Source organism: Micromonospora sp. LOL_025 (genome assembly GCF_048060285.1).
Taxonomy (GTDB): domain Bacteria; phylum Actinomycetota; class Actinomycetes; order Mycobacteriales; family Micromonosporaceae; genus Micromonospora.
The window spans coordinates 142452-164105 of sequence record NZ_JBHMIR010000010.1 but is presented as its reverse complement, the minus strand read 5'-3'; the positions used below and the strand labels follow the sequence as shown (position 1 = coordinate 164105).

11 protein-coding genes are annotated in these 21654 nt (G+C 74.8%); 7 read left to right on the top strand and 4 right to left on the bottom strand.

All coding sequences use genetic code 11. The features are described 5' to 3' along the window. Positions 1 to 56: 56 nt before the first annotated feature. Positions 57 to 779, bottom strand: coding sequence for a VOC family protein (locus ACFHW0_RS15875; RefSeq protein WP_416608361.1), 723 nt, complete (start codon positions 777 to 779; stop codon positions 57 to 59). A 161-nt stretch (positions 780 to 940) separates the two neighbouring features. Then, positions 941 to 1351, bottom strand: coding sequence for a nuclear transport factor 2 family protein (locus ACFHW0_RS15870; RefSeq protein ID WP_416608359.1), 411 nt, complete (start codon positions 1349 to 1351; stop codon positions 941 to 943). 80 nt (positions 1352 to 1431) lie between these two features. Between ACFHW0_RS15870 and ACFHW0_RS15865 the strand changes: the two genes are divergently transcribed. From ACFHW0_RS15865 to ACFHW0_RS15835, 7 genes are all read left to right on the top strand, one after another. Next, entirely contained in the window at positions 1432 to 1881 is a 450-nt protein-coding gene (locus tag ACFHW0_RS15865) for a MarR family winged helix-turn-helix transcriptional regulator (protein ID WP_416608358.1), read from the top strand. A gap of 358 nt (positions 1882 to 2239) precedes the next feature. Continuing rightward, on the top strand, positions 2240 to 3097 hold the full coding sequence (locus ACFHW0_RS15860; RefSeq protein WP_416608356.1) for a DUF4132 domain-containing protein: 858 nt from the start codon (positions 2240 to 2242) through the stop codon (positions 3095 to 3097). 5 nt (positions 3098 to 3102) lie between these two features. Further along, positions 3103 to 8151, top strand: a complete 5049-nt coding sequence (locus ACFHW0_RS15855; RefSeq protein ID WP_416608354.1) for a hypothetical protein — start codon at positions 3103 to 3105, stop codon at positions 8149 to 8151. A gap of 118 nt (positions 8152 to 8269) precedes the next feature. Further along, on the top strand, positions 8270 to 9460 hold the full coding sequence (locus tag ACFHW0_RS15850; RefSeq protein ID WP_416608352.1) for an ATP-binding protein: 1191 nt from the start codon (positions 8270 to 8272) through the stop codon (positions 9458 to 9460). Further along, complete coding sequence (locus ACFHW0_RS15845; RefSeq protein ID WP_416608350.1) at positions 9457 to 13149, top strand: vWA domain-containing protein; 3693 nt, start codon at positions 9457 to 9459, stop codon at positions 13147 to 13149. The genes ACFHW0_RS15850 and ACFHW0_RS15845 overlap by 4 nt, the downstream gene beginning before the upstream one ends. Further along, positions 13146 to 15056 (top strand): hypothetical protein, encoded by a 1911-nt coding sequence (locus ACFHW0_RS15840; RefSeq protein WP_416608348.1) that lies wholly within the window; start codon positions 13146 to 13148, stop codon positions 15054 to 15056. The genes ACFHW0_RS15845 and ACFHW0_RS15840 overlap by 4 nt, the downstream gene beginning before the upstream one ends. Before the next feature lie 431 nt (positions 15057 to 15487). Continuing rightward, the gene (locus ACFHW0_RS15835) at positions 15488 to 16495 is read left to right on the top strand and encodes a hypothetical protein (RefSeq protein ID WP_416608347.1); all 1008 of its coding nucleotides are present in this window, start codon (positions 15488 to 15490) and stop codon (positions 16493 to 16495) included. Between the two features lie 25 nt (positions 16496 to 16520). Here the strand turns inward: ACFHW0_RS15835 and ACFHW0_RS15830 are convergent, their stop codons facing one another. Both ACFHW0_RS15830 and rph read right to left on the bottom strand, forming a co-directional pair. Further along, positions 16521 to 18512, bottom strand: coding sequence for an acyl-CoA dehydrogenase (locus ACFHW0_RS15830; protein WP_416608346.1), 1992 nt, complete (start codon positions 18510 to 18512; stop codon positions 16521 to 16523). Positions 18513 to 18694: 182 nt separating this feature from the next. Next, entirely contained in the window at positions 18695 to 21292 is a 2598-nt protein-coding gene (gene rph / locus ACFHW0_RS15825; protein ID WP_416608344.1) for a rifamycin-inactivating phosphotransferase, read from the bottom strand. Positions 21293 to 21654: the final 362 nt, after the last annotated feature.

Sequence of the window (21654 nt, the reverse complement as noted above, 5' to 3'; positions counted from 1 at the left end):
TGCGCTGACACCTGCCGCCGACCTTCCGGACGCCCGCGCCGTCGGGGCCGGGGTGGCTACCGGGGCGGCAACACGCAGAACTCGTTGCCGTCCGGGTCGGCCATGACCACCCAGCCGACCTCGCCCTGGCCGATGTCGATCCGGGTGGCCCCCAGGGAGAGCAGCCGGTCGACCTCCGTCTGCTGATCGCCGTCAGCGGGCGGGGCGAGGTCGAAGTGCAGGCGTTGCTTGCCGGTCTTCGGATTCAACGGTGGGCCACCCCACGTGATCTTCGGGCCACCGAGCGGTGAGCGGATCGCGGTCTCCTGGTCCTGGTCCCAGACCAGCGGCCAGCCCAGCGCTTCGCTCCAGAAGTATCCGACCTCCTGCGAGCCGTCGCAGGCCAGCGCCCCGACGAATCCGCAGTCGGCGAGGAAGTTGTTGCCCGGCGCGATGACACAGAACTCGTTGCCCCCGGGGTCGGCGAGCACCACGTGACCCTCTTCGGGGCGCTGGCCGACGTCGATGTGCCGTGCGCCGAGTTCCACCGCCCTGGCCACCGTCTGCTGCTGGTCCTCGAGGGATGCGCTAGTCAGGTCGAAGTGCATCGGGTTCGGGCCGGCCTTCGGCCGCTCGGTCGGAAGGAAACGGAGTCGGAACCCGGTGTCGTCACCGGACAGCAGGGCGACACCGTCGGGTGGATCGTCGAGCATGTCCCAGCCCAGGACCCCGGACCAGAACCGGGCGAGACGCGGAGGTTGGTTCGCATCGAGGCTGAGCGCGAACAGGTGGCACGTCATCTTCTGCGCATCTCCGATCGGCGGTGTGACCGCTGTCGACAGGACGCCTTGCCGGCGCGTAGGCCGGGAGCCTAAGGGCGGGCCGGCGGCGTCCGCAGCCGAGTATTGAACGCCGCCGGGCCCGCCGGTCACCTCGCCGCTGTCGGCGAATGGCGCCGAGTTCACGAGGACGTCGGGACCTGCTGCCAGAGCGGGGAGATCCGGGCCTGTGCGAATCGCCAGCCGACCGGCGTACGTGCGGCGGTGTAGCGGGCCCGGACGCCGGCGGTCCGGTGCGGCGCCTCGCCCCGGTGGAAGAAGTACACGAGTTGATGGGTGCCGACCTCCGCGTGGTCGCCGTCGAGGTCGACCACCACGTCGGTGTTGAAGTGCTGGGTCAACTCCTCCTCCGGGCTGGTTCGCCGGACGACGTCGACGATCTCGTCGATGCCGCGCAGGGCCCCGCGCGGGCTGCTGGTCTCGGCGTCCGGGGCGTAGACAACCCGCAGGTCCTCGAAGCGCCGCTCGTCCAGCGCCCGCGCGAGCCTGGCGACCAGCTCGGCGATCTCGGCGCGGTCGGTCACGTGTGACATCTCGATCCTCCGTATCGTTGGTGCGGCCAACGGTAAGGCAGATCGTTGGCGCGGCCAACGTCCTGTTAGCATGGTCACCCGTGGAACCGACACCGGACCGCCTCGCCACGAAGGCGACCTGGCTCATCACTCAGACCGCAGTGCACGCGAGGCGGTTCGTCTCCCAGGGGTTCGCCGCCGCCGGCGCGCGGGGCTACCACTACCGGGTGCTCGCCGCGTTGCGGGAGTTCGGCCCCGCGAGCCAGGCGGAGCTGGGGCGGCGCTGCCGCATGGACCGCAGCGACGTCGTCGCGGCCGTGACCGAGCTGGAGGGGGAGGGCTTGGTCGGGCGCAGCGCCGACCCGGCGGACCGCCGACGCAACATCGTCACCGTCACCGAGGCGGGCGTCCGGCAGCTCCGGCGGCTGGACCGGGCGCTCGACGACGTGCAGGACGAGCTGCTCGCCCCGCTGTCGGCCACCGAACGGCAGGCCCTGGTCGCGTTGCTCGGCAAGGTGCTCGACCACCACGCTGGCGCGCCGACAGCGTGATCAGCCGTCCGTCGAGCCGCAACGCGCCGGCCCGGCGTCGTCGGTCCGCCACTGCTGAGCCCGTACCGCCATGCCCATCGCCGGCCGGGGCCGACTCCGGCCGCCGACGGCCCTGGTGTGACCTAGATCATCGCCGCGTCTCCCCGCCGGGACCGCGACCGACCGTTCGCGGCGCGCTCGGACCCGCCGGACCTGCGACTTCCGCGGATCGCGCCCTCTCGTCCCGCCGACCCCGGCTCGGCTGACCGGCCGATGGGTCGCTGTCGTGTCGGTCACTACTGTTAGCGTGCCCTCGTTGTCGATCACGGCCGATTCCTCACGAAATCTGGCTGTTCTGCCACTGCGGAGGGTATTCCTGATGGGCTGGCTACCGGTGGGGGACTCGTACGAGATCTCTCTCGTGGACGGAAAGGTGGCGGCCCGGTCCACCGGCCCGCGGGCCGGCGGCCGTCCGCTGAAGACTCTGCCGAAGGCGCTGCGGGACGACCCCGAGGTCGACCGGCTGCGCCAGCTCGGCCAGTGGCTCGACCGGCACGCCGCGGAGTGCCTGGCCCGGGTCGACGCCTGGGTGGTGTCCTCGCTGCCGGTGCCGACCGGGCTGCTGGCCCGGGTCTGGCCGGACCCGGCCTGGCAGGACGCGTTGCGCGACCTCGTGGTGCTCGGGGACGACCCGGCCGAGCCGGGCTTCCTGCGCGACGTCACCGACACCGGCGACCTGCGCGTGGTCAACCTCGACGGGGAGACCGTCCGGCTCTCGCCGGTCAGCGCCACGCTGCCCCACCCGGTGCGCCTGCCCGAGCTGGCCGACCTGCGCGGGTTCGCCGACGAACTGGACGTCACCCAGCGGATCGAGCAGCTGCACCGGGGCACCTGGGGCAGACCCGACGACCTGAAACAGCGCGACACGACCATCACCGACTTCCGCGGCACCACCGTGCCGAACCGGCTCGCCGCCCGGGCCGCCACGCTCGGCTTCCGGGTCTCCGGCTCGCAGGTCAAGTGCCGGGTCTGGGAGGCCGGCCGCACGGTCGAGGCCGCCATGTGGTTCGACGAGGACTACTGGGACTCGGAGGCGACCCTGGGCAATCTCTCCTGGTCGGTGGTGGACGGGCCGACGTTGCGGTTGACCGAGGTCGGGCCGGTGGCCTGGTCGGAAGGAATGCGGATGGCGACGGCCCTGTCCGGCGCCGTGACCGGAACGGGGAAGAAGGCGTGACCGGGATGACGACGACGGCTGACGACGGCGCGGTCGAGAACCTGCTGACCGCCGGCGCGGTGCTGCCGGCCGACACCGCCGGGGCCGGTGACCGGGCGGTGCCCCTCACCGCCCGCACCTACCGGCACCCGGCCCTCGACGAGCGGCCGGTGGTCCGCCTCGTTGACGCCGCCCTGGGCGAGGGCGAGGACATCGCCGTCGGGTTCCTCGGCCTGTCGCCCGGCGCCGAGCCGGTCGTCGTCGGGCTGGGTCCCCGCCGACCGCTGGCCTTCCCCGAGTGGGTGCTGGTGCACCACCCGGCGGACGGCCGGCACGCGTTGGCGGTGGTGCCGGAGTTGCAGAAGCTGGCCAAGCAGGTGCGGTCGCGGCCGAAGGCCGCCCTGGACGGGCACCAGAGCATCGCCGACCGGCTCGCCCGTACGCTGCCGCACCTCCTGCCGACGTTCTTCGAGCAGGCGGCGCGGGTGTTCCTGGCCGCCGGGCAGGACGCGTACGCGACGCAGCTGTTCAACAAGGCGCGCAAGGCGGAGGCGCAGCACGGCCTGCCGGTCGACCTGGACCGGCTGGACGAGGTCTACGTGGAGTTCGCCTCGGCCAAGGTGGTGTCCGCGACCGCGTTGGCCGGCTACGCCAAGGAGTTGTCCGCCCAGTTGCCGGCCGACGAGGCGCTGGAGCGGTTCTGCCGGCTGGCACTGCGGGCCGCGACCGCCGGCGTGGTTCCGTCCACCCAGTCGGCCGGTGTGGTGAACCGGCTGGTCCGGGCCGCCACCAAGGCCGCCGGTAGGGCCGGGGCCGCCGCCGTCACCGAGCGCGAGGCGGCCTACCTGACCGAGCTGCTCCGGTTGCCGGTGGCCGCCGAGGCGCCGGCCGGCTGGTGGAAGGCGCACCTGCCGGCGCTGACGGCGCTGGCCGGCCGCGACCCGGCGATCCGCGGCAGCCTGCTCGACCTGATGCCCGCCGACCGGGACGACCTGGTCACCTGGCTGGCCCTGCTGACCGACACCGGTGCGCTCGCCGGGCTGTCCGACCCGGACGTGCCGGACGCGGCGCGCCCGCAGGACGGCTCCGTCGGCTGGCTGCGCCGCTTCGTGAGCCGGGTCAACTCCGGCCACCAACGCCGACGCCTGCCGCAGTTGTACCCGCTCGTCGAGCGGATGGCCGTCCGGCTGCGCGTCGAACTGGCCGACAGCGGCGAGACCCTCGGGGCCGAGGGGGACCTGGAACTGCTCGACCTGCTGCTCGCCCTCGACCTGCCGGTGGCCGCGCCGAAGGAGCGCGAGGTCCTGGACCTGGCGAACTGGGTCACGCGTGGGGGAGAGCGCGATCTGCTCGCCGTCGCCGGCGACGACCGGTTCACCGATGCCCTGCGCCGGGGCCTCGACCAGCTCGACGACCAGCAGGCCGCCCTGCGCCGGATGGTCGAGACGCCGGGCATCCGGCCGATGCTGATCGACTGGCTGCGGGCCCGCATCCGCAACCGGTTCGCCGCCGGACTGCCGTACCTGCCGGCGTCGGTGGACTGGCTGGGCAGGCTCCCGGTCGAGGCGCTGCGCCTGGTCTCCGACGAACTCGACGGATCCGGTGAGCCCGGACGGGGCGGCGACCTCGGGCAGGCCCTCGGCGTCGACCTCGCCGAGCGCGTCGCCCGCAGCCTGCGCGGCGGGATCCTCGACGAACTGGGCTGGCCGGACTGGGAGCTGGCCTGGCAGGAGGTGACCGGCGGCGACCGCCGGGTCGAGGTGGTCCGGCAGGAAGCCTGGCCGTACGTGATCCTGGGCGGGCCGACCACGGTGCGCGTGATCGGCGCCGAGGGCATCGTGCTCCGCCACGACCTGCGCATCCCGGCCGGCGACCTGTGGGGTCAGCCCGGTTACCACTACGTCGACGGCCAACTGCTCGTCTACTGGCGTTCCAAGGCGCTGGACTACGACCTGGGGGGCTACTGGCACTCGTCGCCCGGCGAGCCGCAGCTCGTCCAGGGCCGGCACCACGGCCAGCAGCCGCGCGGGAAGCAGATCACCCTGCCGCTGCCCGGCGGCGGGCGGACCACCGGCGACGGCGTGCTGCACGCCGGTGACACGGCCGTCCCGTCCGAGCTGCCGGTCATCACCGACGGCACCTCGCACTGGGTGTACCGGCACAGCGAGGAGGACGACGCCTACGGCTGGTGCGAGTACGACCCGGTCGCCAACACCCACGGCCGGCGCGGCCTGCCCCGGTTCCTGGCCGACCTCCCGGTCGACGGAAGCCACCTCCGGGAGCCGGCCAGCTGGCTGCGGCCGGCCCTCTCCGACCGGGCCACCCCGGCGGCCGTCCCGGTGGGCGGGCTGCTCGGCTGGCGGGTGGTCACGCTGCCGGACGGCTCGGTACGCGGTGAGGACCTGGCCGGTCGTACCGTCACCGTGGCCGCGGGCCAGGAGCCGATCGCGGCGCTGGTGCTGCCCGGCGACGACCGGCCGCGGGCCGTGCTCAACGGTCCCGTCCTGGTCGACCCGGACGGGATGGTGTCGGCCGCCGCCGGGCCGCCGTCCAGCCGGGACTACAGCCCCGACGCGCTCCCGCTGCCGCCACGGCAGTTCCTCGGCAACATGCTGCCCCGCGACCCGGCCGGCTCCACCGCCCTGCGCCGGATGGACCGGGAGACCGCCGCCGCGCTGCTGAAGGCCGCCCTCGACGAGCGCCGCGCCGCCCTGGCCGAAGAGGCCGCGCGGGCCGCGGCCCGCGCGGCGGCGCGACCCGGGTTGACCGTGGCCCCGCAGGCCGTCACCGGCCTTCCCGTCGCGGTTCCGGCGGCCATGGTCGGCGCCGGCTCCGGGCCCGCCAACACCGGCGCGACCGCCGACGAGGACGACACGGACGCGCTGGTCGAGCTGGTCCGCTCGACGCTGCCGGCGGTCAGCCACGACGCCGTGCTGACGGGCGTGGCCGGGGTGCTGCGGCTGGCCGCCCGGGTGCGCACCGACCTGGACGCGGTGACCGAGCGGCTCACCAGGTCGTTGTCCGCCCCGGCGGCGGTGGCGCCGGCGGTCACCGTGACCGGACCCACCGACCGGCAGCTCAACGAGGCACTGGACGGCCTGCGTGGCTCGGCCCACGGGGCGGGCACCGCGCCCCACGCCTTCACCCAGTTCCAGGCGTTCACCACCCAGTCGTCCGCCACCGGCGGGGGCGGTTCCGCCGTACGCCTGCACCTCGACGGGCCGTCGCTGCCGTCCGGGCTGGACTGGTGGTCCCTGCTCGGCGGTGTGGCCGCCGTGGCCTACCGGGCCGTCGCGGCGGTGACCCCGGACGAGCACCGGGAGACGCTGCGCGCCCTGCTCGCGGCGCTGGACCGGCTCGACCTGAGCGCGGCGGCCGCGCCGGGGCGGTGGCGCCGGTGCAGGCTGCACCTGCGCGACGACGACCTGAAGAACCCCGACGGCTCGCGCCGCTACCCCAGGCCGGGCATCCTGCCGTTGCCCGACGGGGCGTTCCTCGCCGTCCTCAACTCCAGGGGCACGGCCACCGGCTACTTCTTCGACGCGTTGCACCACGACCCGGCGGGCGTGTTCGCCGTGCCCGAGCCCTACACGGCGCAGTCCTCGGAGCCGGTCGGTGACGAACGGCCGGCCGGCTGGCTGGCCGGCTTCCTCACCGAGTCGGCCGCGCACGGCCCGCTGCCCTGGCGGCCGGAGGCGGCCGAGCAGTTCGCCGAGTTGACCGGCGTCACCCCCACCGCCGCGAAGCTGGTGCTGGCCGGCCTCCCGTACGTGGACTCGGCCAACACCGTGCCGACCGAGCTGCGCAAGGCGCTCGGGATCAGGCAGGTCGGGGAGGTCAAGCTGGCCTTCGGGGTGCTGAGGGAGGCCAGGCCGGGGTTGCGGCGGGCCGTGGTCTCGGCGCTGCTGCCGGCGGACCCGGCCCGGCTGTGGACCGACGGCCCCGACGTGGCCGCCGCCGCGGCGGTGTGGAACGCCGCCCTGGGGCGCCGGGTGGTGGTGCCCGAACAGCTGCTCGCCGAGGCGACGCGCGCGATCCGCACCGGCTGGGAGCCCGCCAAGGCGTTGCCGGCGCTGCTCGACCCGGCCCGTTCGGCCGAGCTGAGCACCGACCTGGCCTTCGAGATCAGGGGCGACCGGGTCCGGCCGGCCGACGGCCGCGCGGCGGGCTTCACCGGTCACGTGCTGCGCTCCACGGTCGCCCTGGCGGCGTGGGTGGCCCACCACACGCCGGCCGGCGACGCGTGCCGGGCCGCGCTGCCCGCCGCGCTGGCCGCGATCCGGGACCGGCTGGCCAACCCCAACCTGCTGCTCGACCTCGACCAGTACGTCTCCCTGCCCGCGTTTCGGCAGGTGGCGGGCACCCCGTCGGAGACCGGCCCCGGCTGGGAACGGTACGGCGCCATCGTGCTGTCCACCCACGACAGCCAACCGTCGCCCGCGCTGCGGCCGGACCTGCTCGACGCCGACGGGACGGATCCGTACCTGCCGGCGCTGCGCGGCGACGCCGCCAAGCCGTACCCGATCGAGGTGGCGCTGCGCCTGGTCCGTGACCCACGCTTCGCGGCGTTGCTCGGCGATCCGGGGGAGCCGGGCGGCGGCGCGCGGGCGGCGGACGGCACCTGGTGGCCGCAGGATCCGACCCGGTCGGTGCCGGACCTGGTCGCCGAGGTGGCCGGGGCGCACGGCCTGGGCGCCGACGCGGCGGCGGTGTACCTGATGCTGCTGGCCATGCCGGACCCGACCGACCGCAACACGGCGAAGTGGACCGGCTGGAAGCCGGCCCGGCTGAAGGCGGCCCGCGCCGAACTGGCGGGCACCGACCTGGTCGTCGAGGCCAGCCGGTCCCGGGCCGGCCGGTCGCTGTTCCTGCCCGGCCCCTGGCTGGAACGCGGCAGCGGGCAGGCGCCGATCGAGGGCTGGAAGGTGACCCTGTTCGACCTCGCACCCGACGGTACGGCCGCGCTCGGCGTGACCGTTCCGTTCGAACCGGCCGCCGAGCTGCACCGGCGGGCCTGGCAACGCCTGCGCGACGGCGACCGGCCCCGCTTCGACAACCTGCCCACCCGCCGCTGACCGACCCCCGACGGGGCGGTGGTGCCGCGACGACCTGCCCGGCCGTCGCGGCACCGCCAAGCCGCCGACCCCTGTCCCGACCCACCCCCATCCGAACCAGAAAGATCGAGGAACGCCCGTGACCGTGACGGAACACGTCCGCCCCACCGTGGCGCCGGAGACCGCCGCCCAGGTCCTCTCCGCCGAGCAGCGGTACGCCGACGAGCTGGCCTTCCTGGCCGCGTACGACGACGGGGCCCGGCCGCCGGGCTGGGCGCTGACCCCGCGCGCCGTGGTCACCTTCATCCAGGGCAGCGACGGCGAGACGTTGAAGCTGCCCGCCGACCGGCGCACCGGCCCGGACGGCACCGAACTGCCGGCCGGCATGACCATCCCGGCGAAGTTCGTCGGCGAGCGGAGCCTCGTCGAGCGGTGCGTGGTCACCCTGGCCGGCGAGCGGGGCCTGCTGCTGGTCGGCGAGCCCGGTACCGCCAAGTCCATGCTCTCCGAGCTGCTGGCCGCCGCCGTCTGCGGCACCAGCGCGCTGACCGTCCAGGGCACCGCCGGCACCACCGAGGACGCCTTCCGCTACGGCTGGAACTACGCCCTGCTGCTCGCCCAGGGCCCGACCCCGCAGGCGCTGGTCGACTCGCCGGTGCTGACCGCCATGCGCACCGGCCGGGTGGTGCGCATCGAGGAGGTCACCCGCTGCCTGCCCGAGGTGCAGGACGCGCTGGTGTCCATCCTGTCCGACCGGCGGATGAACGTGCCGGAGCTGTCCGGCACCGAGGACGGGCTGATCCGCGCCGTGCCCGGGTTCACCGTGATCGCCACCGCCAACCTGCGGGACCGGGGCGTGTCGGAGATGTCCTCGGCCCTCAAGCGCCGGTTCAACTTCGAGACCATCCACCCGATCTCGGACGCGGACGTCGAGACCGACCTGGTCCGCCAGCAGGCCACCGCCGCCGTGCAGCGCGCCGGCGCGGCGTACACGGTGGACGACGCGGTGCTGGACGCCCTGGTCACCGTGTTCCGCGACCTGCGTTCCGGCCGGTCGGGCGAGGGCTGGGACGTGGAGCGGCCCGGCACGGTGATGTCCACCGCCGAGGCGGTGCAGGTGGCGGTGTCGCTCGGCCTGGCCGCCGCGTACCTGCCCGGCGGGGACGCGCTCGACCTGGTGCCCGGGCACCTGCTCGGCGTGGTCCGCAAGGACGACCAGAACGACCACGCCCGCCTGCTCGGCTACTGGGACGGCCCGGTCCGTCGCCGCGCCGAGGACGGCTCGGCGATGTGGCGCCGGCTCTGGGACCTGCGGGAGAACCTGCGGTGACGACCCTCTCCAGTCCGCCGACCGGTGCGGCCCCGGCGACCGCCGGCCCGGGGGGAGCCGACGCGACGTCGGCCGACCCGCGCGCCGTGGTCGACGCGCTCGCCGGTTCGGTGCGGCCGTACCTGATCGGGGTGCGGCATCACAGCCCGGCGCTGGCGGCGGTGGTCCCGGCGCTGCTGGACGCCGCCGGGGCCGAGGTGGTCTGCATCGAGTTGCCGGCCGACTTCCAGCGCTGGCTGCCGTACCTGTCGGATCCGGCCGCCCGGGCGCCGCTGGCCCTGGTCGGCAGCCACGGCGCGGACGGGCCGATGGGCTTCTACCCGTTCGCCGACTTCTCCCCGGAACTGGCCGCGATCCGCTGGGCCCGGCAGCGCGGCGTGGAGGTTATCTGCTGCGACCTGCCGCTGGCCGACCCCGGCTGGACCGCCGGCGCCACCGACCCGGCCACCGTCCCCGACCCGACTGCCGGCGCCGAGCCGGCCGCCGGTGGCGAGCCCGGACCGGACGCGGGGGAGCCGGTGCCCGGCCTGCGCCGCTCCTACGCCGCCGCGCTCAGCGCCAGCGGCACCGGACGGGACGGCGACGACCTGTGGGACCGGGTGGTGGAGGTGCGTGCCCCGGGCTGCCCGCCCGAGGCGGTCCGCCGGGCCGCGCTCGGCGTCGGCTGGGCGATGCGTACCGACAGCGCCGACCGCGACGGCGTGCCGGCCCGGGACCTGGCCCGCGAGCGGCACATGCGCCGGGTGTTGGCCGAAGCCGGCGTCGACGGCCGGCGGGTCGCCGCCGTCATCGGCGCCTTCCACGCCCCGGCCCTGGTCACCACCCCGTCGGCCGCCGACGTCGCCGTCGCGCCGATCCGGCCCGGCACCGCCGCGGCCGATCCCGTCCGGTCCGTGACGACTGCGCCCGGACCGGCCGCCACCGACGGCGGCGCCACGGCGGTCACCTCGCTGGTGCCGTACGCGTTCGACCTGCTCGACTCCCGGTCCGGCTACCCGGCCGGGATCCGCGACCCGCGTTGGCAGCAGTCCGTCTTCACCGCCGCCGGCGACCCGGAACGGATCCGGGCCGCCGCGGCCCGCGCGGTCACCGACCTGTGCCGGGAACTCCGCGCCGCCGGTCACACCGCCGGCACCGGTGAGGCCACCGAGACGGTACGGCTCGCCGACGACCTGGCCCGGCTGCGGGACCTGCCCGCCCCCGGCCGGGGCGAGGTGCTGGAGGCGGTGACCACCGTGCTCGGCCAGGGCGAACTGCTCGGCCGTGGCCGGGCGCTGGCCAAGGCCCTGGAGAGCGTGCTGGTCGGCGCCGAACGGGGCCGCATCGCCCCCGGCACGCCGCGCTCCGGGCTCGGCCCGGCGGTCGAGGCGGAAGTCACCACGCTGCGGCTGCCCAACCCGGACAGCCCGAAGGCCCGCGAGGTCCGCCTGGACCCGCTGCGCACCGAGCTGGACGGGCGGCGGGAAATCCTGCTGCAACGCCTCCAGGTCTGCGGCGTCGGCTACGGCGAGCCGATCGCGGTGTCCGGCACCGGCGACGGCGCCGCCCTGACCACCCGCTGGCAGCTGGCCTGGACGCCGTCCGTGGCGGCCCGGCTGGACCTGGTCGGCGTACGCGGGGTGACCGCGGCGCTGGCCGCGGCCGGCACCCTGCGGGAGCGGTTCCGCCGGGAGGCCGCCGACGGCGGCCCCACCGCCGCGCAGCTGCTCACCGGCCTCCGCGACGCCGCCCGGTGCGACCTGGCGGAGCTGGTCACCGACCGGCTCGAGCTGGCCGCCACCGTGCTGCCGGGCACCGGCACGCTGCCCGAGCTGCTGGCCGCCCTGGACCTGCTGGAGGCGCTGCGCCGCGAGCACCTGCCCGGCACGACCCCCGACGGCCGGGCCCGGGCGGCCGAGCTGGCCGTCGTGCTGCTGGACGCGGCGGTGCGCGGGCTGCCCGGCCTGGCCGGCAGCGACACCCCGGCGGACGCCGCCGCGCTGGTCGACCTCGCGGTCCGCGCCGGCGAGGACCGCATCGGGCTGCGCCTGGACGAGGCCCTCGACCACCTGGCCCGCGCCGGTTCGCCGCTGATCCAGGGCGCCGCCCTGGCCGCCCGGGTGCTGCTCGACCTGACCGACCTGGAGACCCTGGGCACCCGGGTGGCCGGCTGGATCGACGCGGCGACCGGACCGGACACCCGACGGCACCTGCACCGGCTGCTCGGCGGCCTGCTCACCGGGGCGCACCCGCTGTTGCAGTCCGCCCCGGCCGCGCTGGACCCGCTGCTGGAGCGGATCGAGCGGCTCCCCGACGCCGACTTCCTGGACCGGCTGCCCGCGCTGCGCGGCGGGTTCGACGTGCTCACCCCGGCGGCCCGGGGCCGGCTGCTGGACACCGTCACCGAGCGGCTGGGCGACCGGCTCGACCTGAGCCTGTCCGCCCCGCCGGAGCTGCTGGCCCGCTGGGCCGCCGCCGACGCGGCCGGCCGGGCCGCCCTGCTCGCCCGCCGCATCCCCGTTCCGGGTACGCCGGCCGGCCCCGGCGACGCCGACGCCGATGCCGGCGCGACGCCCGGGCCGGGAACGCCGGACGCCGGGCTCACCGCCACCGACCGGTGGCGGCTGCTGCTGGGCCGCCAACCCGACCGGCTGCCGGCCGACGCCCGCCGCTACGCCCGCGCCCTGGACGAGCTGTACGGGGCGGGTCAGGGCGAGGGCGCCACCGACCTCGGGCAGGCGGCCGGCGGCGGCCAGGAAGCCTCCTTCCCGACCGCCCGCGAGTGGGCCGACGAACTCGAGGCGCTGTTCGGCACCGCCGTACGCGAGGAGGTCATCGCCCGGGCGGCCGAGAGCGGCCGTACCGACGTGCTCGCCGAACTCGACCCGGCCGCGGTGCGCCCCTCGATGGAGCTGCTGACCTCGGTGCTGTCGCTCGCCGGCGGCCTGCCCGAGGGGCAGCTGGCCAAGCTGCGGCCCCTGGTGCGGCGGCTGGTCGAGGAGCTGACCAGGCAGCTGGCCACGCAGGTGCGTCCGGCGCTGACCGGGCTGACCAACCCGCGTCCGACCAGCCGTCCCGGTGGCCGGATCAACCTAGCCCGTACGCTGCGGGCGAACCTCGCGCACACCCAGCGGCTCGGCGACGGCCGGACGGTGGTGGTGCCGCAACGCCCGGTCTTCAACAGCCGCACCCGCAAGGAGGCCGACTGGCGGCTGGTGCTGGTGGTCGACGTGTCCGGCTCGATGGAGGCGTCGGTGGTGTGGTCGGCGTTGACCGCCGCCGTGCTGGCCGGGGTGCCCACCCTGTCCACCCACTTCCTCGCCTTCTCCACCGAGGTGGTCGACCTGACCGACCGGGTCGACGACCCGCTGTCGCTGCTGCTGGAGGTGCGCGTCGGCGGCGGTACGCACATCGCCGCCGGGCTGGCCGCCGCCCGCTCGCTGGTGACCGTGCCGAGCCGCACCATCGTCGCGGTGGTCAGCGACTTCGAGGAGGGTTATCCGCTGGCCGGGCTGCTCGGTGAGGTCCGCACGCTGGTCGGTTCCGGCGTGCACGTGCTCGGCTGCGCCGCGCTGAACGACAGGGGAGCGCCCTGCTACTCGGTGCCGGTCGCCGGGCAGCTCGTCGCGGCCGGGATGCCGGTCGCCGCTCTCAGCCCGCTCGAACTCGCCCGCTGGGTGGGCGACCGCATCCGCGGAGGATCACGTTGACGGACCGCACAGCCACTGCCGTGGACACCGACCGGTTGCCGCCGGTGCTGCCGGCGGTCGCCGCCGCGGCGGTGGCGGCCCTGCCACCCCGGCTGCACAAGCGGCTGGACGCCGCCGTCGAACGGCTGGCCGGCGCACCGGTCGGCCCGGTCGACGGGGGCGTGTCGGTCGACTGCGGCCCGGAGTCACTGGTCACCCTGACGCCCGGAGCGACCGGCGCGGTCACCGACGGGCACCAGGCGCGGTGCAGCTGCCTGCTGGCGCCCCGCTGCCTGCACCGCACCGCCGTCCTTCTCGCCTGCCCGGTCGCGGACCCGGCCACCCACCCCGATCCGGCGTCCACCGCGGCGGCGCCGTCGGCGTCGGGTCGCGCCGACGCGGCGTCCGGGGAGACCGGCCGCACCGGGCGTACCAGGAAAGCGGCTGGCGCGGCACCGACGAAGGCGCAACGGGCCGCCGCCGGCGCGCTGTGGCGGGCGGCCGCCGCGGTGCTCGCGGCCGGCGTGCCGGCCGCCGGGGCGGTGCCCCAGGCCGAGCTGCTGCGGGCCGCCCACGGCGCCCGGCTGGCCGGCCTGCCGCGGGCCGAGAGCGCCGCGCTGCGCGCGGTGCGTGGGCTGCGCGCGCAGCGGGGACGGCAGAACGGCCACCGGCTGGCCGAGCTGGTCGAGGTGCTGCACGACCTGCTGTACGTCGCCGGCCGGCTGGCCGCCGGCGATGCCGACCCGGCGCTGGTCGGCGTCCTGCGGCGGGCCTACCAGCCGGACGGCACCCTGGAGGTGCACGGCGTCTGCCGGGAGCCGGTGATCAGCGCGACCGGGTACGCCGGGGTGGTCACGCACCTGGTCGCCGCCGACGGGCGCCAACTGTCCTTCGGCGACGTGAAACCGGGCGGTCCGGACCGGGCGCGGGACTGCGCCCGGGCGGTCACCGAGATGGGCGCGGTCGCGGTCAACCACGCGGTGCTGGCCCGTGGCGGCCTGCGGATCACCGGCACCACCGTCTCCCCGGACGGCCGGCTCGGTGCCGGTAAGGGGGTCCGGGCCACCCCGCTCGCCGGGACCGACTGGTCCACCGGGCCGCTGGCGCGCCTGTTCGCCCGCCCGCTCGCCGAGGTGGTGACCGCGCAACTCGCCACCGACGACCCGGAGGACCCGGGCCGGGCGGGTACCGCGCTGTTCGGCGGCGACCTGGTGGTGGTGGGTGCCGTCGGCGACCAGGTGCTGGCCCGCGAGCTGGCCCCCGCCACCGACGCCGGACGCGAGCGTGTGCCGGTGCCGGACGGGCCGGTGATCCGGCTGGTGCCGGTCGACTCCCACCCGATGCTGGCCCACGTGGCCAACCTGCGGCGGCTCGCCTCCCGGCCCGGCCTGCGGGTCCGGGTGGTCGGTCGGCTGGATCCGGACCGGGCCAGCACGCTGCGACCGCTCGCGGTCGGCCCGGTGCCCGGTGCCGCCGCCACGTTGCGGCTGCCGGCGGACTGGCACGGCCGGGCGGACCTCGGCTACGACGAGATCCAGGGCGGTCACCTGCCGCCGCGCGACCCGGCCGGGACGACCGAACCGGTCCTCGCCGTCGGTGCCGACGCGGTTGCGGAGTCCCCGCTGTGGCGGGTGCGCCGGCTGGTGGAGTTGGCCGTCTCCGGCGGTCGCCGCGCCGTCGCCGAGGCGGCCCGCGGCGACGGCGCCGGCCTGGCCGGCCCGCTGCGTCGCGCTGGCTTCACCACCGCCGCCGCGCTCACCGCCGCGTTGGCCGACGAGTCCGACCGGCGCGGCCGGGACGTGTTCGGCCGGCGTACCGATCCCGACCCGGACCGGTACGCGTGGGCCTGGCTCGCCGTCACCGCCCACCTCGCCGCCGCCGAGCGGGAGCTGATCCGGTCCTCCTGGACCGCCCCACCGCTCGGCTGACTCTGCCGGCGCCGGCCACCTGCGCCCCGGCGCCCGCCCCCTCCCGGGCGGGCGCCGGTCCTCGGGCGACAGGACGCACCGGCGTGGCGCCGGTGGACGTCGTGACCGGCTGTCACCCGGGGACAGGCGGTGAGGTGCGCGACGCGGGCGATGACGGAGGGGCGGTCGGAGCGAGGTCGGCGTGGGCGGCGCGGTGGGGCCCGCGCGACTCCGCCGCTGTCGGCACCGATCGCCCGACCCGCTGTGCTAATTCGTATTAGCACCTTGACGCCGCTGAGACGGCGCGCGCAGACTCATCGACCAACGGCCCCGCCCGCGACGAGCGTCCGCACCGATCGGCCGCCCGGCGAGGCGGAGCGACACGTGACTTCGTCACGGCCGGCCCGCTTCCCCTGCCCCCGTCGGCCCGCCCCACGAACGGAGGGAACGCGATGACGCGTACCCCGGAAGGCTCCTTCTCCCGACGCGCGCTGCTGCGTGGTGCGGCGGCCGCCGGCGTCGCGACCGCGACCACCGGCGCCGGCCTCGCCGCGACGCCCACGCCGGCGCTCGCCGGACCGGCCGGCTTCCCCAACTACCGGTACGTGCGCGACGCGTTCGACCGGCCGTTGCGTTACAACCCGACCGGCGAGTTCATCTTCCCGTGCGTGCGCGGGGTCTACGACAAGATCGGCGGCTACCTCGGCCGCTACTACCTCTACTACGCGCCGCACGACGCGCCCGGCGGGATCTGCCTCGCCTACGCCGACCGGCTCGAGGGCCCCTACACCGAGTACGCGGACAATCCCGTCGTCGACCGGGTGCTGCCGTCCACGACGGTGAGCCACGTGTCGTCGCCGCACGTCGTGTGGGACGCGCCGACCCGGCAGTTCTACCTGTACTTCCACGGCGAGAACCACACGACCCGGGTCGCCCGCTCGACCGACGGTGTCCGCTTCACCGACGAGACGCCGATCCTGTCGACGAATCTGGTGCCCAACACGACCGAGACCTCGTACGCGCGGGTCTTCGCGCACCCAGTGGCCGGCAAGGGGAACCGCTACGTGATGGTGTTCATGGGCGCCCACACGATCCGGCCGGGCACCCGGAAGATCTTCTGGGGCTGGTCGCCGAACGGCTGGAGCGGCTGGCAGTTCTCCCCGAACCCGCTGGTGTCGCCGTCGGGCGACGGGCTCACCGACATCTCCGCGCCGCACCTGCTGAAGCGCAACGGCACCGCGTACATCGCGTACCACGGCGGCAGCGGCAACATGTATCTGACCGAGGTCGGCAACAACTTCGACCGCGAGGTCCACCTCGGAGTGTTCCACCGGCCGGTCGCGTCGGACAACGGCCGGGTGGCGTCGCCGACGTTCGGCACCGACGGCGGCGTGGAATACATGCTCTACGAGGCCGGGCCACGCCTGGATGCCAGGATCTGCGTGGCCCGCGCGGTCTAGCCCCGGCGTACCCGAACCTTCCTGGCTACGCGGGGACCGCCTGCGGATCACCGGCGGCGTCATGGGCGGCCATGCTCTCCTGCCGGCGGGGTTCCTCGCGCAGGATGGCGGCGTGCAGCCACGTGTCGGGGATGGCGAAACCGTCCACGAGTGTCCGCATGTGCGGGCGCAGCTCCTTGAGCAGACCGTTCACCACGCCGGTGATCGCCTTGGACCGGGCCGGCGTGAGACGGCCGTGCTCCAGGAACCATCCCTTGTCGGCCTCGATGACGCTGAGCGCGTACAGGTCGCAGACCCGGGAGAGCAGCGCCCGGACCGCCGGGTCCGCGATGTCCTCGATGCCGGCGACGAACGCCTCCAGGGCGACCCGGTCGACGTGTGCGGCGGCGACGGCGAGGACGTGGTCCTGGACGTCGTTGAAGATGTCGAAGGGACGGTCCTTCTTCGTGGCCGCGCCGTTGCGCAGGCGGCGGACCGCGCCGTCGAGGAGGTGCCGCTCGCGGTCCTCGAAGGCCTTGAGCTGCCAGCCGCGGTCGGTGACGGCGACCTCCTCGTCGCGGCCGGGCACGGCGCTGACCAGCCGCTCGATGAGCGACCGCGCGGCGGTGCGCTCGAGCACCATCTCGCGGACCTGTTCGGCGACGAAGGAGGCGCGTCCCCAGCCGTCCAGCGAGCCGAACTCGTCCCGGTGACCGGTGAGCAGTCCCTTGGCCACCAGTTGCAGCAGCACGGTGTTGTCGCCCTCGAAGGTGGTGAAGACGTCGGTGTCGGCCTTGAGGCTGGGCAGCCGGTTCTCGGACAGGTAGCCGGCGCCGCCGCACGCCTCGCGGCACATCTGGATGGTGCGGGTCGCGTGCCAGGTCTGCGCGGCCTTGAGACCGGCGGCCCGCGACTCCAGCTCCCGTTGCCGGTGCTCGTCGACCGGCCCGTCGCCGCCCTGCACCTCGTCCAGCGCGGCGACCAGCTCGGCCTGGGCGAAGTGCAGCGCGTACGTGGTGGCCAGGGCGGGCAGCAGCTTGCGCTGGTGGGCCAGGTAGTCGTTGAGCAGCACCTCCCGATCCGCGTCGGGCGTGCCGAACTGGCGGCGGATGTCGCCGTAGCGCACGGCGATGGTCAGCGCCGACCTGGTGGCCGCCGACGCGGCGCCGCCCACGCTCACCCGACCGCGGACCAAAGTGCCGAGCATGGTGAAGAAACGCCGGGAGTCGTTCTCGATCGGGCTCGAGTACGTCCCGTCCTCCGCGACCTGACCGTAGCGGTCCAGCAGCATGTCGCGCGGCACCTGCACGTGGTCGAAGCTGAGCCGCCCGTTGTCGACGCCGAGCAGGCCCGCCTTGGCCCCGGCGTCGCCGATGGTCACGCCGGGCAGGGGCTTGCCCTGCGCGTCGCGGATCGGGACCAGCCACGCGTGTACGCCGTGCCGCCGCCCGTTGGCGATCAGCTGCGCGAAGACCACCGCCATCCGCCCGTCCCGGGCCGCGTTGCCGATGTAGTCCTTGCGGGCCGCCTCGTGCGGGGTGTGCAGGTCGAAGGTCTGCGTCTGCGGGTCGTACGTGCAGGTGGTGCGCAGCTGCTGGACGTCGGAGCCGTGGCCGGTCTCGGTCATCGCGAAGCAGCCGAAGATCCTGCCCGAGACGATGTCCCGCAGGTAGGCGTCGTGGTGTCGCCGGGTGCCCAGGGCCGCGACGGCGCCGCCGAACAGCCCCCACTGCACGCCCGCCTTGACCATCAGCGACAGGTCGACCTGCGCCAGCATCTCGGTGGCGACGATCGAGCCGCCGACGTCGGACCTGCCGCCGTACTCCATGGGGAAGGCCGAGGCGATACCCAGCTCGACGGGGAGTTCGGAGAGCAGCCGGGTGATCCGCTCACGCGCCTGGTCACCGGTCTCGCCGTACACCGGGAGGAAGCGCGCGTCGAGGTGCTTCCGGTGGGCGTTGCGGACCTCGGCCCACGGCCCGTCGAGCACCTCCTGGAGGCGGGCGAGGTCGATGCGGCCGGACGCGTGATCGGGCATGGTCACCCCTCGGAACGACGGACATATGGGTACAGTCTGTACCCGATCAAGGGTACCGGCCCGGTACGGTGACGCGCGGAGCAAGAGCGCGGTGAGACGGGACACCATCGCCTCCGGCCGCTGGCAGCGCACCCGATCGCGTACGACGCCCGCCCGCAGGCTCACCACCCGGCTCCCGCCGGTCAGGACAGGATCTCCACGTACCCGTCGGTCGCGTGCACGCGGATCCGCTGCCCGTCCCGGATCAGCCTGGTCGCCTGCTCCACGCCGACGAGGGCGGGCAGGCCGTACTCCCGGGCGATCACCGCCCCGTGGGTCATGAGGCCGCCCACCTCCGTCACCAGGCCCTCGATCGCGACGAACAGGGGTGACCAGCTCGGGTCGGTGTAGGCGGTGACCAGGATGTCGCCCGGTTCGAGATCGGCCCGGGCCAGGTCCAGGACGACGCGAGCCCGCCCCTCGACGATCCCGCCGGAAACCGGGAGGCCGACCAGCGCGCCGGCCGGCACATCCTCGCGCCGGTACGCGCCGGCGACGCCCTCGCCCTCCGACGTGAGCACTCGGGGCGGGGTGAGCGTCTGGTACGACCTGAACGCTTCCTCGCGCCGGCGGACGAGCTGGTCATCCACCTCGTTCGTGCGCACGACGTCGGAGAGTTCCTGGAACGTGAGGTAGAAGATGTCCTCCCGCTTCGGAAGCACGTCGGCGCGCACGAGGCGCTCGGCCTCCTCGAGCAGGGCCTGTTTGTAGATGAAGTAGCGGCTGACGATGGCGTACTTCGGATACTCCCGGTACCCGACGAAGGTCCGGACGCGGTCGATCATCCGCTTCGTCTCTTCCGCCTTCCGCTCCCCGTCCGGCAGGGCCCGCAAGCGCGCCAGGACCTCCCGTTCCTTCTGTTCCGCCTGCTGGCGCCCCTGCGCGAAGCGCCGCTCGCGAGCGCCCGGCGCGAGGTTCCTGACGTTGTCGAGGATGACGGGGACGAGCGTGCTGGGACGTTCGCTCCAGCGCGGCCTCGTGATGTCGATCTCGCCGGCGCAGCGCATCCCGTACGTGTCGAGAAAGGCCCGGATGGCGTCTCGCGCCTCCTGACCGCCCGGGAGCTCGGCCAGCTCATCCACGAAGCCCTCGTCCTCGACCTGCCGCAGGAAGGCCACGACCTCGGGGTGCGGGCGGACGACGTCCGCGACGTCCAGCAGCGCCAGTCCCATCTCCGACGTGACGTTGTGGGGCGCGGACAGCGTGAGCGTGTCGGCCGCGTCCTTCTCACCCAGCCACTCGTGCAGCTTGTCGTTGAGCCACCACGTGGCCTCCATCCCCGCCATGATCGCCTGCATGTTGAGCGGATCGCTGAGGGCGCGCCTGTGCTCCTCGAAGGCCTCCCGCAGGAAGTCGAACAGCGCCGGTCCGGATTTCGTCCGGATGTCGCGCCGCAGGGTGGCGACGGACGCCCGGCTGCGTTCGATCAGCTCGGTGACGATGGCCGGATCGGTCTCGACCGGGGAGGGCGCACCGCCGTCGGGCGGCCCTGCGGGAGCCTGGTCGGGAAGCGACGGGACGAAGTCGCCGCGGTCGAGGACGGTCTCCAGCGCGTCCCTGGTCAGCGGATCGGACCTGCCCACCATCTCCAGCAGGCCGGCGCGGCTGGCGGGTGAGGCCAGGCGACGGGTGACGTCGACGAACAGCCTCCCGCCGGCCTCGTGCATCGGCGCCATGGCCGTCAGCTGCCACACGGAGACCCCCAGGGGCCGCATGGCGTCGGTCATCATCTGCTGGTGACCCACCGAGACGTAGACGTGGTTCTCTCCGTCGCCGGCCTCGGGGATCGGGAACAGCGTGGTGATCGGCCGGCTCTGGACGATGTGGAAGTCGTCGTCGGCCAGGCACCACTCGATGTCCTGGGGGTGGCCGAAGTGGGCTTCGATCCGCCGGCCCAACCGCACCAGCCGCACGACCTGTGCATCCGTCAGCGCCGGCTGCTCCTGTCGCTCCGCGTCGATCTCCTGCTCCGCCGTCCCGCCGCCGGGCAGGGCGTGGATGGCAAGCCGCTTGGCCGCGATCGCCCTGCCGACGATCTCATCGCCGCGCACCCGGTAGGTGTCCGTGTTCACCAACCCGGAGACCAGAGCCTCGCCGAGGCCGAAGGTGGCCTCCACGGACGCGACCCTCCGGTTGGACGTGACGGGGTCGGCCGTGAACAGGACGCCGGCCGCCTGCGGGAAGACCATCCTCTGCACGACGACGGCCATGTGGACCGTGCGGTGGTCGATGCCGTGGCGTCGACGGTAGGTCACGGCCCGCTCGGTGAAGAGCGAGGCCCAGCACCGGCTGACGTGCCGGAGGATCGCCTCCCGCCCCACGACGTTCAGGTACGTGTCCTGCTGGCCCGCGAAGGAGGCCGTCGGCAGGTCCTCCGCCGTCGCGCTGGATCGGACGGCACAGGCAGCGCGGTCGCCGAGCCGGGTGAGAGCCCGGATGATCGCCGCCGCCACGTCGTCGGGGAGGACGGTCGCCTCGATGCTCCGGCGGATCTGCGCACTGACTGTGCGGGTCGCCTCCCGGTCGTCCGGGTCCAGGCGCGACAGCTGGTCGAGCCGCTCGTCGATCGACGGCGTCTCGGCCATGATCCGCCGAAAGGCGTCCGCCGTCACGCAGAAGCCGGCCGGCACGCGGACGCCGTCGATCCGCGACAACGCCCCCAGGTGCGCGCCCTTGCCGCCGACGATCGCGACCTGCACGTCGTCCACGTCCCGGAGACCCCACACGTACTGTCCGATCATCGCGATGCCTCCACGGGAGCGGTCCTCGGCGGCGACGAGAACACCCGCACGCCGTGTCCCGTTTCCTTGTCAGTTCTTGGTCCGGCCGACGATTCTGCGGCAAGAGCCGGGTCTTGCCGCAAGCCCCGGGGTGCGATATACGTTGAAGTGGGAACGCTTTGCTTACATTTTTCGCTGCGGACCGGAATCTCTTTCACTGAATCCTCACGGGCGGTGCGCCGCGCCGACGACGCCGGGGGAGCAGCGGACCTGGCCCGGCTGGTGCACGGCATTGCCGAGGCCACCCGCCGCCGGTGGCTGCGGGCGAACGGCCATCCGTCCTCGTGTCGCGACGGATGGCACGATCACCGGTAGGTGATCGA

Coding starts and splice junctions, on each gene's coding strand:
- ACFHW0_RS15875 (WP_416608361.1), bottom strand. CDS start 779: ATGACGTGCCACCTGTTCGCGCTCAGCCTCGATGCGAACCAACCTCCG.
- ACFHW0_RS15870 (WP_416608359.1), bottom strand. CDS start 1,351: ATGTCACACGTGACCGACCGCGCCGAGATCGCCGAGCTGGTCGCCAGG.
- ACFHW0_RS15860 (WP_416608356.1), top strand. CDS start 2,240: ATGGGCTGGCTACCGGTGGGGGACTCGTACGAGATCTCTCTCGTGGAC.
- ACFHW0_RS15855 (WP_416608354.1), top strand. CDS start 3,103: ATGACGACGACGGCTGACGACGGCGCGGTCGAGAACCTGCTGACCGCC.
- ACFHW0_RS15835 (WP_416608347.1), top strand. CDS start 15,488: ATGACGCGTACCCCGGAAGGCTCCTTCTCCCGACGCGCGCTGCTGCGT.
- ACFHW0_RS15830 (WP_416608346.1), bottom strand. CDS start 18,512: ATGCCCGATCACGCGTCCGGCCGCATCGACCTCGCCCGCCTCCAGGAG.
- rph (WP_416608344.1), bottom strand. CDS start 21,292: ATGATCGGACAGTACGTGTGGGGTCTCCGGGACGTGGACGACGTGCAG.